The following is a 16273-nucleotide window of genomic DNA, read 5'->3' on the forward strand; positions in this document are numbered from 1 at the left end:
TAGCATCCGGTGGCGCGACGGGTTGGCCTGCGACGGATTGGGTGAGGACCTGATGCTGCGCACGCAATCGCCAGAGGTTTACGACCAGTGGGTATCGAATGAGATGAAGTTCGACGACCCGCGCGTGATTGCCGCGATTGAGGAATATGGCAGCTTTACCCGCAATGACGACTATGTGGTTGGGAACGCAGACGACACGGCCGCGATCGATTTTCGCGACAGCCCCAAGGGCTTGTTCGACAGTCCGCCTGCCTGCATGATGCACCGCCAGGCCTCGTTCATACCGGCCTATTTCCCGGAAGGGACAGAGCTGGGCGTGGATGCCGATTTCTTCTATTTCCCGGCCTACGCTGAGAAAGATCTGGGCACACCGGTTCTGGGCGCGGGCACCTTGTTCACTATCACAAACCCAAGCCCGGCGACTGAAGTGTTTATGGAATTCCTCAAAACTCCATTTGCGCATGAGATCATGATGTCTCAGGACGGGTTCCTGACGCCGCATCTGGGGGCAAACCCCGAGAACTATGCCAATGACACGCAACGCGGTCAGGGTGAGATTCTGACCAACGCCACCACGTTCCGCTTTGACGGCTCAGACCTGATGCCGGGTGCGGTCGGCGCGGGGACGTTTTGGACCGGCATGGTCGACTATTCCTCGGGCGCGAAGGACGCGGCCACTGTTGCGGGTGAAATCCAGTCGTCGTGGGATGCCGCGAAGTAACTGACGCTTCGGGGCGGCTATTAGGCTGCCCCGTTTCCAAACCGACGAGGGCATCATGACACCGGCACTTCAGGGCCTGCTGACCATCATCATCGGTGTGTCGGGTTGCGTGGGCTACTTCTACCTCTCGAACCAATTTCTGGACAAAGTCCTGTTCCCGCCGCGCGGGCCGAACGCAGGGCGCAATATCAACCGCGCGAACATGATCCGGCCCTGGCTGTTCCTGTTCCTGCGCTGGCGGCGCTTGGCCTCTATCTGGCTTATCCGGTTGTTGAGACGCTGCGCCTTTCACTCACGGAGCGCGTGCCTGGCGGCGGGTACAGATGGGTTGGTCTGGACAACTACACCCAGATGGCGGCAGAGCCGAAATTCTGGGAAGCCATGCGCAACAACATGTTCTGGCTAATCGTGGTGCCCGCGATGTCAACGGGTTTTGGTCTGCTCGTAGCGCAGCTGACCGATCGCATCCGCTGGGGCAATTTTGCCAAATCGCTGATCTTCATGCCGATGGCGATTTCCTTCGTGGGGGCCTCGGTGATCTGGAAACTGGTCTATGACGCGCGGCCGGCGGAACAGGATCAGATCGGTATTCTTAACGCCCTGTACATCTTCTTCGGCGGGACTGAACCGCAGACATGGCTGACCGTTCCGTTTTGGAACAGTTTCTTTCTGATGATCGTTTTGGTCTGGATTCAGACCGGATTTGCCATGGTGATCCTGTCGGCGGCCTTACGTGGCATCCCCGAGGAAACGGTCGAGGCCGCTATTCTGGACGGGGCAAACCCGTTCCAGATTTTCTTCAAGATCAAAGTACCTCAGATCAAAACAACCATTCTGGTGGTCTGGACGACGATCACGATCACTGTCCTCAAGGTCTTCGACATCGTCTTTGCCATGACCAATGGCCAATGGGAGACGCAGGTGCTGGCCAACTACATGTACGACAAGCTGTTCCGCGCCAATGATTGGGGGGTGGGGTCGGCCTCGGCCATGGTGATCATGCTGTTGGTCACTCCGATCCTGATCTGGAACGTGCGCAACGCGCGCAAGGAAATGGAGTAGGCCATGAGCGATATTGCAGGAACCAAACCGGCACTGCGCTGGGTTGTCCATGCCTCGGTTGTTTTTCTGGTGGTGCTTTGGGTGATTCCGACCCTCGGTCTGCTGATCTCATCTTTCCGGACTGCGGATCAGATCTCGGGCAGTGGTTGGTGGCGGTCGGTTTTTCCGTCCGAGCAGAACCTGACCCTGCGCAGCGCCGCACCTGAAACGCAGGTGCTGAAGAACGGCCTCTACGTAATCGAAGGTCAGCTTTTCGGGGATGACGAGCAGGTGAAGATCTCGAACTGGGGTATCAGTGCTCGTGAGGTTGACGCCTTTGTTCCCGGCGACACCGCTGAACTGCGTCGAGGCGGCACGATCACCGTTGATGCGGACGGCGCCTACAGGATGGAGAACACTGAGGAGTTCACCGGAAACCGAGGTGTCCGTGTGTTCGTCACGGCCGAATTGCCGCCGGAATTCACGTTGGACAACTACCGAAAAGTCCTGCTGGATCAGAGCAGTTCGGACAGTATGGCCAAAGCGTTCTTCAACACGTTGACGGTGACAATCCCGGCAACAATCATCCCGATCCTCGTCGCGGCCTTCGCAGCCTATGCACTGGCCTGGATGGAGTTTCCAGGCCGTGCGCTGCTGATCGCGGCCGTCGTTGGGCTTTTGGTTGTGCCATTGCAATTGGCGTTGATACCGCTGTTGAAATTCCACCTGAATATCGGGATCGGGAAAGGCTATCTGGGCGTCTGGCTGGCCCATACAGGCTTTGGTATGCCACTGGCGATTTACCTGCTGCGCAACTACATGGCCGGGTTGCCACGGGATCTGATCGAGAATGCTCGCGTCGATGGCGCGACCGAGTTCCAGATCTTCACTAAGCTGATCCTGCCGCTCAGCTTCCCGGCACTCGCATCCTTTGCGATCTTCCAGTTCCTGTGGACATGGAACGACCTTCTGGTCGCCAAGGTATTCCTGATCGATGCGACCGGCCAGACCACCGTTATGACCAACCGCATCGTCGAGCTTTTGGGCACAAGAGGCGGCAACTGGGAAATCCTCGCGACGGCGGCCTTCGTATCGATCTTTGTGCCACTGGTCGTGTTCTTCGCAATGCAAAAATACCTGGTCCGGGGCCTACTGGCCGGATCCGTCAAATAGAGGCGTCTGATGAACGTGCAAAACACCGTAGACCTATCCAACTCAACCAGAGCGCCGTCAGACTGGTGGCGGGGCGGCGTGATCTACCAGATCTATCCGCGCAGCTTTCAGGACAGCAATGGCGACGGGATTGGTGACCTGAAGGATCACCCAACGGCTCGACTATATCGCCTCGCTCGGCGTCGATGCGATCTGGATTTCGCCTTTCTTCAAGTCGCCGATGAAGGATTTCGGCTATGACGTGAGCGATTATCGTGATGTCGATCCGATGTTCGGCTCGCTTGAGGATTTCAAGAACTATTGGATCAGGCCCACGCCAAGGGTTTGAAAGTGATGATTGATCTGGTGCTGTCACACACTTCGGATCAACACCCGTGGTTCACCGAAAGCCGTGCTTCAACGGAAAATCCGAAGTCCGATTGGTACGTCTGGGCTGACCCCAAACCAGATGGGACGCCGCCGAACAACTGGTTGTCGATCTTCGGAGGGTCTGCCTGGCAGTGGGACCCGCGCCGCCTGCAATACTACCTGCACAACTTCCTGACGTCGCAGCCGGACCTGAACTTCCACTGCGTACAGGTACAGGACGCGCTGCTGGACGTGGCCCGGTTCTGGCTGGAGATTGGGGTCGATGGCTTCCGTCTGGACACGATCAACTTCTATTTCCACGACAAGCAGTTGCGCGATAACCCCGCGCTGCCGGTTGAGGAGCGCAATGCCTCGATTGCACCCGCAGTGAATCCATACAACCACCAGAACCATCTCTATTCCAAAAGTCAGCCGGAAAACATCGCCTTCCTGGAGCGGCTGAGGGCGCTGACAAACGAATACGAAGGACGCGCCTGTCTGGGTGAGGTCGGCGACGCGCAGCGCGGGCTTGAGATCATGGGGGAGTACACCTCGGGTGATGCGCGTATGCACATGTGCTATGCGTTCGAGTTCCTGGAAAAACGCGCGTTGACAGCGTCTTACGCGAAGCAGGTGTTTGACCAGCTTCAGGCCAAGGCCGGAGATGCCTGGCCTTGCTGGGCGTTCTCGAACCATGATGTTCAACGCCATGCCTCCCGCTGGAACCTCAGCGATGCGGCAACGCGTCAGCACGCGGTTCTGATGATGTGCCTGCGCGGTTCGGCCTGTTTGTATCAGGGCGAGGAATTGGGCCTACCTGAGGCCGACGTGCCCTTCGAACGCTTGCAAGACCCCTATGGCGTTGAATTCTGGCCTGAGTTCAAAGGCCGTGACGGATGCCGGACGCCAATGGTCTGGGCAACTCAGGATGAACAATCGGGCTTTAGCACCGGCGAGCCATGGTTGCCTGTTAGTGATACGCAGTCCGAACGTGCGGTTGATCGTATGGAGGCGGACGACCAATCCATGCTGCACCACTATCGCCGCGCGATTGCTCTGCGACATGCGCATCCGGCGCTGGCTGCGGGGGCGCAATCAGAGATGGTGCAAGTCGGCCCGATCCTGATGTTCCGCCGCGAAAACGCCAGCGAGGAGGTGTTTTGCGCCTTTAATCTGGGACGAGGGGCGGGGCAGGTCGATCTGCCCTCGGGCAGCTGGCAGGCAATTGGTGAGGACATTGGCAGTGTCACGGGTGAAGGTCGCGTCACGCTGCAACCTGCCGAATTCTGCCTGATGCGCAGGGACAAGGGGTAAGTCATGTCGGAACTCAAACTCACAGATGTGGCGAAATCCTATGGACCAGTTGATGTCCTGAAACACATTGATCTGGATATCGAGCAGGGCGAGTTGATCGTCTTTGTCGGCCCGTCCGGATGCGGAAAATCCACTCTGCTCCGGATGATTGCGGGGCTGGAGAAGATCACCGGCGGCACGCTGGAGATCGAAGGTCAGGTCATGAATGACGTGCCGCCCGCGCAGCGCGGCATCGCGATGGTGTTCCAGTCCTATGCCCTCTATCCGCATTTGACCGTGCGCGAGAATATGTCTTTTGCGCTTAAGATCGCCAAGCGACCCGCCGCAGAGATTGACGCTGCTGTTGAGCGCGCGGCTCAAATTCTGCAATTGGACCCATATCTTGATCGCCTACCCAAAGCCCTTTCTGGTGGTCAACGCCAGCGCGTCGCGATCGGGCGGGCGATTGTGCGGGACCCCAAGGTCTATCTGTTTGATGAGCCGCTCTCGAATCTCGATGCAGCGCTGCGCGTCGCCACGCGGATTGAGATTGCGCGCCTCAAAGAGGCGATGCCCGACAGCACCATGATCTATGTGACCCATGACCAGGTCGAAGCGATGACCTTGGCCAGCCGCATCGTTGTGCTGGCCAACAAAGGCATCGCCCAGGTTGGCACCCCGCTTGAGCTGTATGAAACCCCGGACAATGAGTTCGTTGCCCAGTTCATCGGCTCGCCTTCGATGAACCTGTTACCCGGAACGATCACTGGCACTGGGCAGATGACGACGATAGCCTTGAGGGCGGAGGCATGGCGATTTCCGCGATCCCGACCGGGCCCGAGGATGAAGGCAAGCAGGTAAACATCGGCGTCCGGCCCGAAGATTTCACTTTGACGGATAGCGACCCGATCCTGAGCGGCGAGGTTGATTTCACCGAAGCGTTGGGTGAAGTGACTCTGCTCTATTTTGCCAAATCCAACGGCGCGGATCAGGTCATCGCCAAACTGCCCGGTATTCAACGGAACCTTCGCGGGCAGCAGGTTTCGGTCACAGCACGGCCGGAAAAAGTGCATCTGTTCCATAACGGCCTGTCCATGCGCAAGTGACTTGGCGCGCGCTGCTTCAAGCCGCTTGACAACTCATACAACCCCGTTCAACCATTATTGAAACGTTTCAATGGTGGCGAATGCGGGTTTCTGCGCAGCTATACACAGTCCGGAATTGTGGTGATCTCGGCGATCAACTGCAATTGGCGGTGGCCTGTGGCTATGGAGATGTCGAAACGATAGGGTTGCACGATCTGACGGCGCCTCAGATGGCCCGGATCGTTGCGCAATCTGGCCTACGGGTGCGTTCGGCGCATTTCGACTGGGAAGAGTACGAGGGGCGTTTACCCGAAATTCAGGACCTTCTGGAACGATTGGAGTGCCCGGTTGCCGTCATGCCTTGGCTGGCACCAGAGGCGCGGCCCGACACCGCCGAGGGATGGAAGGCTGTGTCGGGCCAGTTAACACAATGGGCTGCGCAATTGTCCGGCTCGGGCGTTCGGCTGGCCTATCACAACCACGATTTCGATCTGGTCGGTTATCCCTCGCAGACGCCGTTGGAGATGTTCCTGGAAACAGGGAACGTCTTTTGGCAGCCCGATATCGGTTGGCTGGGGGCGGCGAACTTGGACCCTGCCGAGATAATTGGGCGCTATGCCGACCGTGTGGTCTCGGTCCATGCCAAGGACGTGGACCCCAGCCAAGAGGGCGACGCCCGGTGGCGGGATCTGGGGCAGGGCGATATTGACTGGAACGCAGTTCTTGACGCGCTGCATCGTACCGCGTGTTCGGATCTGTTCGTTGAGCATGACGAGTCGCCGAGTCCGGCGACGACGCTGACAATAGGCAGGCGCTTTCTGACCGACCTTTTGAAAGGTCGCAACTAAATGGCCCGCGCAACGATCAAGTCTATCGCCAAGCAGACAGGCTACTCCGTCGGGACCGTTTCCAATGCCTTGCGCGGAGAGGACTCGGTCAAACGCGAAACCCGTGAAGAGATACAGAAAGTGGCCGTGGAGCAGGGTTACAAAGTAAACCTTGCCGGGCTGAAATTGCGCACGAACAAGTCCTACCGGATCGCGGTACTGGTGGGCGTCTCCACCGACGCAACCGAGGAGTGGGAGGGTGTCGAGTTCACCCGAATTGTGGCTGGCATCTCAACCGCCTTGCAGGGGTCACGTTATGAGCTGAGCGTGTGCAGCGTGGCCGATTTGGACGAAGCGATGGCCGCCCTGCGCGCGATCGTACAGGAACGCTCGGCGGATGGGGTGATCTTTTCGGGCACTCGACATAACGACCCGCGTATCGCCTATCTACAAAACCAGAACTTCCCCTTTGTGACCTATGGCATGAGCGACAGTTCTGAACCTCATCCCTATGTCGATTTCGACAGCGAAAGCGCGGCGCACGACGCCACAGAGCGGTTGTTGCGTTTAGGTCATCGGCGGATTGCGCTTATCAACCCACCCGCCGATTTGGTTTACACCGGACAGCGTCAGACTGGTTATGCCGCCGCGCTACAGACGGCGGGCGTGCCCGTTCAACCCGATCTGATCTACAACGGCCCCACAACGGCGCAAAGCGGCCAAGAGGCTTTTCGCAGCCTGATGCAGCGCAAAGACCGCCCGACCGGTATCATTTGCGCCAATGAGGCGATGACATTGGGCGTTTTGTCCGCCGCCGCCGAAGATGGCATCAGGGTCGGGCGCGATGTTGTGGTCATTTCGACCGATGACCTCCAACTCAGCAAGTATTTCGTGCCCGCGCCCAGCGCCTACTACGTGCCGATTGACGAGACCAGCCGGTTGCTGGGCGCGTTCATGTTAAAATCATTGGACGGGGTCGATCCGTCTGAAATTCAAAAGAAGATCAGGGCCACGTTAATCGAGCGGCAACCTGACACACCTCCGCCGAACCCGGCGATTTGACCTGACCCAACAAAGGAGAAACCAAACATGTTCAAACATCTACTTGCCGCTGCAGCCGTTGCCACGATGACGGTCCCGGCCGCTTTTGCCGCCGATTTGGAAGGCCGCGTTCTGAAGATCGGAACAGATGCAACCTATCCGCCAATGGAGACCGTCGATGAGACAACGGGCGAGATCGTGGGCTTTGACGTCGACGTGATGAACGCCATTTGCGAACGCGTGAACTGCGTGCCGAATTTCGTCAACACCGCGTGGGACGGCATCTTCGCAGCCCTTCAGCAAGGTGAGTTCGATCTGGTCATCTCGGGCGTGTCGATCACGCCGGAACGGGAAGAGACCATGGATTTCTCGGAACCGTATATCGTGGTCAGCCAGGCCATCCTGCTGCAAGTCGACAAGGGCGACACGACCTTGGATGACTTCAAGGCCGGAGGTCTGAAACTGGCCGCTCAAACCGGAACAACCAACGCGCAGTTGGCGGAAGAGCTGGTCGGGCGCGAGAATGTCAGCCTCTATGACAACTTCTCTGCCGCCATTCTGGCGTTGCAGAATGCTGACGTCGAAGGCGTGATCATCGACGGAACTTCGGCCACCGCGTATGAGCAGGAGTTCGCGGGCGAGTTAACCGTGGGCATTACCGGCCTGCAATCCGACCCTCTGGGCATCGTGTTTCAGGAAGGTGATCCGACCGTCGATGCGATCAACGAAGGTCTGGCCGCAATTCAGCAAGACGGGACGTTGGATGAGCTGAAAGCCAAATACTGGGGCACCAACTGACCCTTTGAACCCCCTCCAGCCCCGGCGGGTTCTGCCGCCGGGGCTTTGACTTAGCGGAGAACACCATGTCGCGCCTCAGCTCGATCCGCCCGAGCAACCTCGTGTTGCTCGCAGCCGCGCCGTTTATCATCTATCTGTTTGCCACCTCGTCAAAATACCTGCGATCTCTGGTCGCCATTCTTGGGATCGGTAACAATGCAGGGCCGATATTCGTGGGGTTCCTGCTGGTCCTTGCGACTGCGATCCTCGGCTATCTTTGCGCCCGCCACACCCGGTTCGAAGCGCAAGCGCCCGCATGGCTTCGCATTTCCGCTTTGGCGGCGTTTCCGGCGGCGGTTGGCCTATCCATTCTGGCTTTTGTCGCCCCGCATGTCCTGATGCCCTTCGCCGAGTCCGTCTTCTTTCATGCGCTCAGTCAGAACACTTCGACCCTGATTGACCGCTCCAACCAAACGTGGGTTCTGTTTCCCGAAGTGGTTGCACAAGTTCAGAGCGGCCTGCTGATACTACTGGCCGTCTATACTGTGATCATCGCGCTCTGCCTGATCTCGGGCCGTTTGGCCAAACCTTTACGTGGGCGCGTGCAGTTTGGGTTCGAAATTCTGACGGGCGCCGCGCTGTTCTACCTGATGTTTATGGCCCATTGGCAATTCGCAACAGGCGTCGCGATTACGTTCCGCGCGGCGATCTTTGCTTATATCTTCGCAGCGATCCTTGGCCTGATCTGGGTCGGGCTTCAGTCATTCAAGCCAAAGGCCCGGACAACGATGGTCTATGGCGCGATCAGTCTGGCGTTGCTTGCGGTATCCACCTTTTTTTTCATGCAGCCTCAGGTCAGCTATGTCCTTGTCGGCAATGCCGAGGGCCGCATTGCCATTGTGCGCGGCACCCCTCAGGCGCAAGCCGATGTGATCCGCTTCGGTGAATTCGAGGGTGGCGGCGATCAGCAAATCCGCATCCGAAGCGCTCCGGACGCGGCATCAGCGATTGAGCAGATTGAGACCGTAGAAAGCGTCTCAGGCGCATTTGTTCCGGTTGAGGCCCATACACAGGGCTATCCGGTAATCTGGCAGACCAGCTTTCTGCCAGACAAGTTTCGAAATCCGGGGCTCGCTTTTGCCGTTTTCGGTTTCCTTTTGCTGACCCTTACGGTCGGTGGATCCCAGCACAAACTGCACCCACTTGCGGTCGGGGCCGAGTTTTTCGTGGATACGATCCGAGGCATTCCGATGCTGGTGATCATCCTCTATATCGGCCTTCCTCTGGCGGGCGCGGTCAAGGATGCCACTGGTGGCGGGATTGACATGACCAACATGACCCGCGGGATCATCGCCATTTCGGTTGGATATTCCGCCTATATGGCCGAGATCTTCCGATCCGGCATCGAAGCGATACCGAAAGGCCAGCTCGAGGCCGGCAGTTCGCTGGGTCTGTCACGCTGGCAAACAGCACGGCTGATCGTGCTGCCGCAGGCCTTGCGGATCGTCACACCGCCCTTGGGCAACGAATTCATCGCGATGATCAAGGACACCTCGTTGCTGTCGATCCTGTCGGTGCGCGACATGACCCAACGCATGCGCGAGTTTCAGGCTTCCAGTTTCCTGCCATTTGCACCCTTCAACACGGCGGCGATCCTCTATGTAGTGATTACTCTGGGTTGCGCCAGCTTCCTGAAATGGATCGAGCGGCGAACTGCGAAGGACACCAGATGAGCAAACTTGAACTGGGGGTTTGCTACTATCCCGAGCAATGGGGCCCGTCCCAATGGCGAGACGATGCTGCGCGTATGGTCGAAATGGGCCTCGATTGGGTGCGGATTGCAGAGTTCACCTGGGGCCTGATCGAGCCCCGGCGCGGTCACTTCGAGTGGGGTTGGTTGGATGAGGTGATCGGGATATTGGGTGAGGCTGGCCTGCGGGTCATGATGTCTACTCCAACGGCTTCGCCACCCAAATGGCTGATCGACGAGTATCCAGAGATTCTGCCCGTGGGTCCTGACGGTCGCGTGCGCGGCTTTGGATCGCGACGGCACTATTGCTTCTCCAGCGATGTCTATCTGGAGGAGGCCAAACGGATCGCCACCGAATATGCCCGGCGCTATGGGCAAAACCCGCATGTTCACGCGTGGCAGATCGACAATGAATACAATGACCATGACACCGTCCTCAGCTACTCCGACCCGGCTCGCCATGGGTTTCGCCGATGGCTGCAAGAGCGCTATGGCACGATTGAAGAATTGAACCAGAGATGGGGTGCGGTTTTCTGGGGCACGCAGTATTCAAGTTTTGACCAGATCGAGCTACCAAACGGCTTGGTCGCGGCCGCGAACCCGACGCAATCTTTGGATTTTGCGCGTTATTCCTCGGACCGGGTCCGACTGTTCAACAAGGCTCAGGTGGATATTCTTCGGGCACATTCTCCGGGCAGGGACATCACGCATAACTTCATGGCGGGCAGTTTCGAGTATGATCACCACGCGGTGGCCGCCGACTTGGATATCGTTGGCTTCGACAGTTACCCGCTGGGCAATCTGCTGGGATCGTCCCTGTCTGATCAGGACAAGCACCGCTACTTGCGAACCGGGGCACCGGATTATCAGGGGTTTCACTGCGATCTCTATCGTTCGCAGGGACGCGGGCGCATGTGGGTGTTGGAACAACAACCCGGCCCAGTGGATTGGGCGGAAAAGAACCCGTCGCCCGCAGATGGCATGGTTCGGCTATGGACATGGGCAGCCTATGCTCATGGTGCGCAGGCGGTGATGTTCTTTCGCTGGCGGCAGGCGAGGTTTGCTCAGGAACAGTTCCACACCGCGCTTTTACGATCTGACGGCAGCCCGGATCAGGCAGCGGTCGAGCTGGCGCAGGTGGTGAAGGATCGGGCGGTTTTGCCGCCGGCCAATAGGCAGAAGGCCCAAGTTGCAATTCTGATCGACTATACGTCGATCTGGGCGGCGGATATCCTGCCGCATGACGACGCATTTCCTAATGCGAACATCCTACGAGACTGGTACGCGGGATTGCGCGGTTTCGGCGTCGATCTGGATTTTGTCGGGCCGGAGGATGATCTGAATGGCTATGCTTTGATCGTTTTACCGCAGAGCATGATCGTCAGCGACGGGTTGGCCTCAAGACTTAAGACGACCTCAGCGAAACTGTTGATCGGGGCGCGGTCGGGCAGCAAGACGCCAGGTATGCACAGCCCGGATAGCCTAGCGCCGGGGGTGTTGAGCGATTTGACAGGTGTTCGCGTTTTGCGAGTCGAGTCCTTGCCCGACCTTGCGGACGAAGCCGTGCAGTTGGGTGAGCAAAACCCGCTGCCTTTCACAGGTTGGCGCGAAATTGTCGAGACGAGCGCAGAAGTTATCGGCCGTTTCGCCAGCCGATACCAGAATGGCAGCCCGGCGGTCATTCGCTCGGACAGGGCGACCTATCTTGCGATGGTCCCGAGCGGCGCGTTGTTACAAAACATCTTGCGCGACGTGTTGGAATGGGCGGGGCTGGAGGTCACCGAAACGCATCAGGACCTGAGGCTGACCCAACGCGGGGACCTGCGCTTTGCCTTCAATTTCGGCGATCAAGATCAACCATTGCAAGTGAACTCAAAGCGCACGTTTCTGGTCGGAGAAGACCCGGTCGCCCCCCACAGCCTTGCGGTCTGGACGGAATAGTGCGCCCGGATCAGCCCTCCGAGCCCGCACTGTTTTCGAGGATTACAACGCCGCAGCCCGCAATGGTTTGCCCGTTCCACTCAACCGGATCGGCATTGTAGTTGATCAGGAACGTATGCTCGGCCGTTTCCCGAAGCCGCAAGCCCTCGGGCATCGGCTGCAACGTCAGTCCCGTGTGGTGCGCTGCCAGACCGATAAGACGATCCCAGAGCGCCTCGTCGGGAAACCCGCCAGATACCAAACGCCGTCCCCGTTTTCACGGCAGGAGTCCCATCAGCAAATTGCAAGAGGTCTGCACCGTCTCCGGACAGGCGATCTATCCAGTGTTGCGCCGCGCCGCCTCCTGCGACCGGGCGTTTGACATTCGGCGGCAGGGTTTCAACCAGATCGACATGGCAATCGACGGTATCAAGGCCCGGGCGACCCGACAGAGGGATTTGGAAATCGCGGGTGATTGCGCCGCTGCGCGGGCCAAGGATGGCAAGCTCGCAGGCCTCAGCCAAACGCGTTTCCAACTCGGCATCGATAGTGGCTAGACCTGGCGCAATGATCACCGCGTATCCCTTCGGCAGGTCCTTTGGTGAAACGATGTCCACCGAAAGCCCGGCGCGACGCAGAGCGCGGTAGGCCGAGAATACCAGCCGGAAATAGTCAAAACCTGCGCCCTGCGGCTGCGTGGTCCACGCCCAATCTGAGGCATAGTCAAACAGGATCGCAACCTGCGCCTGTTTCTGGTGCACCGGACCGATGGCCTTCAATTCCTCCGCCGTCCGGCGTGCCTCGGCCAGACCGGGGGCCGCGCGGCTGTCTGGTGTCAGCAATCCGGCGTGCATCTGTTCCTGCGCAAACGGCGCTTGGCGCCAGCGGAAATAGCTCACCACCTCGGCCCCATGGGCCACGGCCTCAAGTGACCACAGCCGGACCATGCCGGGCAGGGGGGCTGGGTTGTAAGGGGCCCAGTTCACAGGGCCGGGCTGTTGCTCCATCACCCACCAACGACCACGGCCAACTGCGCGATAGAGATCGTGGTGAAAGCCCTGCATATCCGGATCGCCCTGTTGCAGGAATTTGGCCTTGTGTTCGGCATCATCTTCCAATCGGTCGGACAAGAAGCCGATCGGATAGCTATCCCAGGTGGCGATATCGAGGTCCGCACCAACATCGAAATGGTCGAACTCAAGCACGCGCCCCATGTAGTTGTGCGACAGCGGCGCATCGGTCAGCGGGCGCAACACTTCGGCTTGAGCCTTGTTGAACGCCGCCACCTGGTCTGAACTAAAGCGGCGGAAGGCCAGAACATGGGCCGGGTTCGGCTCGGTCACGGTCAAGTTTGGCAGGTCGATCTGGTCAAAGTGGTCGTATTCCATCGACCAGAACACATTGCCCCAAGCCTCGTTCAGGGCGTCGATGCTGCCATATTGATCGGCCAGCCACAGCCGAAACGCTGCGAGCGCCGGTGCGCTGTAGCTGATCGTGGTGTCATGGCAGCCATATTCATTGTCGATTTGCCAAGCAGCGACATGCGGGTTTCGTCCATATCGTTCACCAAAGATCCGGGCGATGCGGACGCACTCGTCGACATAGCCCGCATGGCTGAAGCAATAGTGCCGACGTGACCCGAATTTGCGCGGTTGACCTTGGGCGTCGACGGCCAGCATATCGGGGTGTTTGTCCAGCATCCAGCGTGGAGGCGTCGCTGTGGGTGTCCCCATAACCACCTTCAAACCGGCCGATCCCAGGACCTCGACCGCGCGATCCAGCCAGTCGAATTGCAGATCGCCGGGGGAGGGTTCCAAACGGCTCCAGGCGAATTCGGCGATGCGCACCCAGCTCAGGCCCGTTTCGACCATGCGCGCGGCATCTTCGGCCCAAACAGCCTCGGGCCAGTGTTCGGGGTAGTAGCAAACGCCGAGTTCGGGGGTCATAGAAGGACTCTGTGTTCCGGTTGGCCCTGGCCTGCGTTCAGTTCGGCAAAGGTCATTCCGTTCGTGGGTTGGGTTTCAAGCGTTTCCGCGCTCAGCCCTTGGCGGGCAGTTGTGCAGAACAGTGTCGTCAGGTCGTCTCCGCCAAAGGCGGGGCAGGATGTATGGGCGGCGTCAATGGTGACCGCGCGCAGGAACTTGCCCGTCGGATCATAGGCCGCGACCCGGCTCGCGCCCCATTGAGCGATCCAGACGTTCCCGGCGGTATCAACCACCGCGCCATCCGGGTTCAAACCGTCTTCGTTCAGATCCAGAAAGACCGAAGGCTCCCCTTCGGGCCAGCCGGTCTCAGTGTTCAGGCCCCACCGCATTACCTGTCGTGTCGCGGTGTCTGCGTAGTAAGCGGAGGACCGGTCCGGAGCGAAACAGATCGCGTTTGAGATGGAGATACCCGGCACCAAACGGCGCAGCTCGCCCTTGTAGAACCGGTAGATTGAACCAGCACCGAGCTCCGCGCTTTTGCCCATCGTCCCGATCCAGAACCCGCCCCACGGGTCGGCGCGACCGTCATTCGAGCGGGTGACGGGATTTTCAGCCTCTAGCGGGGCAATCAATGATTTCTCGCCCGTGGCCAGCGAAAATCGCCACAACCCGGTTTCTGAGGCCATCAGCAGAGTATCACGGTCCACCCAGCCTGCGGCCGAGACATATTCGTCGAAATCCCAGCTTTTCTGCGCCTCGCCTTCGCGGGTCAGTAGGTGTTTGCCGAGGATATCAAACCAGAACAACTGCTTCCGCTCTGGATGCCAGAGGGGACCTTCGCCGAGCATACACGGGCGGTCGTCGAAAGTGACGCTCATGCAACAGCCTCGTCATAGGCGGCGACGATGCGGATGGCGCGTTCCGAGATTTCCGCGATCTCCATGTCCGGTTTGAACAGGGCCGAACCGATGCCGAAGCCGTCAGCGCTGGCTGCGATCCAATCGTCGAAATTGTCTGTACCCGCGCCGCCAACCGCGAAGACCTGCGTGCCAGCCGGCAAGACGGCCCGTAAGGCAGATAGCCCGGCGGGGCCTGCCAAGGAGCCGGGGAACAGCTTCAAACCGGTTGCACCCGCTTTGAGGGCCGAAAAGGCCTCGGTCGGGGTGAAGATGCCCGGCCAGGATTGCAGCCCCAGTTCGCGACTGCGCCGGATCACATCAGGATCGGCATTGGGCGAGACGATCAGCTTGCCGCCCACATCCCGAACGGCCTCAACCTGTTCAGGCGTCAGCACCGTACCCGCGCCGATCAGGGCGCGATCGCCGAATGCCTCGACCAGAATGCCAATGCTCTCAAGAGGATCCGGAGAATTCAGCGGCACCTCGATACGGTCGATCCCGGTTTCGATCAGAAGGCGACCGACTTTCTCGGCGTGCGAGGGGGTCAAACCTCGCAGAATGGCAATGATAGGGCGGCTCATACGGTTTCTCTTGTCATATTGCGGGCTTTGTTCAACCCGGCCAGAGTGGATGTGGTGGCGTCGGCCATCTCGACAAACGCGCCTTGCGGTTGCAGCGCTTGCGCGTAGGCGGCCGATAGCCCCTCGGCCCCGATGATCGCGATCTGCTGACCCAGCCAATAGGGGCGTGAGGCCGCAAGTTCGGCCCCAATCAATAGCCCGGACAGACGCGCGCGGGCCGTGCTGCCATCCTGCCCGTGCAGCAGATCTGCAGCACGCAGACTGAACAGGCGGGCGGCAAGCTGTTCGGGTTTGGACAGAGTATCTTCGACAGCCTCAGCAAATGCGGCCTCATCCCAACCTTCGCGTACCGAGTGTCGAAGGACCGATTGACCGCTCAGCAGGTCGAACAGTTCTCCGGTCATGAATGTGCGGAAGCTGACGACCTCGTTCGCGCTGACCTGCACCCATTTTGTGTGAGTGCCGGGCAAGCAGATTACACCATCCCAGTTGGGGTGCGTATCCAGAAATCCCGCGATCTGCGTTTCTTCGCCGCGCATCACATCCGGCGGGGACACCTGTTTCAAACCAGGCACGACAAAAGCACGGATCCTAGGGTCGGTGGCGGGCACGCGGATCGGAACGCCCTGCACAGGCGCGCTTGGAACGGCGGCATAGGGCGCCTCGACCCACCCTTGACGAGCACCGACCATGCCGCAGGCGACGACGTCGACAGGGCACTGCCCAACCAGCCTTCGATCAATGCCAACAGGGCGTCCTCAAACCCGCCTTTGGAGACGCGCGCCATGCCCATGTCTGACTGGGCGTGGTCAACAGGGGTCGACCCCTCCATCGCCCAGACGCGCAAGTGCGAGGTGCCCCAGTCTGCTGCGATCCATTCTGGTTTCATAAC

9 protein-coding genes and 5 pseudogenes are annotated in these 16273 nt (G+C 59.3%); 10 read left to right on the forward strand and 4 right to left on the reverse strand.

The genetic code is table 11. The features are described 5' to 3' along the window. The 10 genes and pseudogenes from ACR3FB_RS18115 to ACR3FB_RS18160 all read left to right on the forward strand — a co-directional run. Positions 1-721 (forward strand): annotated as a pseudogene (locus ACR3FB_RS18115) (alpha-glucoside ABC transporter substrate-binding protein); the annotation flags it as partial. Between the two features lie 55 nt (positions 722-776). Further along, positions 777-1783: pseudogene (locus ACR3FB_RS18120) on the forward strand (carbohydrate ABC transporter permease). Positions 1784-1786: 3 nt separating this feature from the next. After that, a complete protein-coding gene (locus ACR3FB_RS18125; protein WP_480565701.1) occupies positions 1787-2935 on the forward strand; it encodes a carbohydrate ABC transporter permease in 1149 nt (382 codons plus the stop codon). 9 nt (positions 2936-2944) lie between these two features. Then, positions 2945-4597: pseudogene (locus ACR3FB_RS18130) on the forward strand (alpha-glucosidase). A gap of 3 nt (positions 4598-4600) precedes the next feature. Beyond that, a pseudogene (locus ACR3FB_RS18135) lies at positions 4601-5682 on the forward strand (ABC transporter ATP-binding protein). A gap of 80 nt (positions 5683-5762) precedes the next feature. Next, positions 5763-6509, forward strand: coding sequence for a sugar phosphate isomerase/epimerase family protein (locus ACR3FB_RS18140; RefSeq protein WP_480565705.1), 747 nt, complete (start codon positions 5763-5765; stop codon positions 6507-6509). Then, positions 6510-7550 carry a LacI family transcriptional regulator gene (locus ACR3FB_RS18145; RefSeq protein ID WP_170679961.1) on the forward strand — a complete coding sequence of 347 codons (1041 nt, stop codon included), beginning with the start codon at positions 6510-6512 and terminating at the stop codon, positions 7548-7550. Between the two features lie 27 nt (positions 7551-7577). Next, positions 7578-8327 carry a basic amino acid ABC transporter substrate-binding protein gene (locus ACR3FB_RS18150; protein WP_419740815.1) on the forward strand — a complete coding sequence of 250 codons (750 nt, stop codon included), beginning with the start codon at positions 7578-7580 and terminating at the stop codon, positions 8325-8327. A gap of 65 nt (positions 8328-8392) precedes the next feature. Continuing rightward, entirely contained in the window at positions 8393-10039 is a 1647-nt protein-coding gene (locus ACR3FB_RS18155) for an amino acid ABC transporter permease (RefSeq protein ID WP_480565707.1), read from the forward strand. After that, positions 10036-11997: a beta-galactosidase gene (locus ACR3FB_RS18160; RefSeq protein ID WP_480565709.1), complete on the forward strand. Its 1962-nt coding sequence runs from the start codon at positions 10036-10038 to the stop codon at positions 11995-11997. Before ACR3FB_RS18155 ends, ACR3FB_RS18160 begins: the two co-directional genes overlap by 4 nt. Before the next feature lie 80 nt (positions 11998-12077). Here the strand turns inward: ACR3FB_RS18160 and ACR3FB_RS18165 are convergent, their stop codons facing one another. The 4 genes and pseudogenes from ACR3FB_RS18165 to ACR3FB_RS18180 all read right to left on the reverse strand — a co-directional run bounded on the left by ACR3FB_RS18165 (position 12078) and on the right by ACR3FB_RS18180 (position 16270). Then, positions 12078-13922 (reverse strand): beta-galactosidase, encoded by a 1845-nt coding sequence (locus tag ACR3FB_RS18165; RefSeq protein ID WP_480566510.1) that lies wholly within the window; start codon positions 13920-13922, stop codon positions 12078-12080. Beyond that, complete coding sequence (locus ACR3FB_RS18170) at positions 13919-14779, reverse strand: SMP-30/gluconolactonase/LRE family protein (protein ID WP_480565713.1); 861 nt, start codon at positions 14777-14779, stop codon at positions 13919-13921. Before ACR3FB_RS18170 ends, ACR3FB_RS18165 begins: the two co-directional genes overlap by 4 nt. Then, on the reverse strand, positions 14776-15381 hold the full coding sequence (locus ACR3FB_RS18175) for a 2-dehydro-3-deoxy-6-phosphogalactonate aldolase (protein ID WP_480565715.1): 606 nt from the start codon (positions 15379-15381) through the stop codon (positions 14776-14778). Before ACR3FB_RS18175 ends, ACR3FB_RS18170 begins: the two co-directional genes overlap by 4 nt. Next, a pseudogene (locus ACR3FB_RS18180) lies at positions 15378-16270 on the reverse strand (2-dehydro-3-deoxygalactonokinase). The gene ACR3FB_RS18175 and the pseudogene ACR3FB_RS18180 overlap by 4 nt, the downstream one beginning before the upstream one ends. Positions 16271-16273 lie beyond the last annotated feature (3 nt).

This window comes from Ruegeria sp. AO1 (assembly GCF_056535985.1).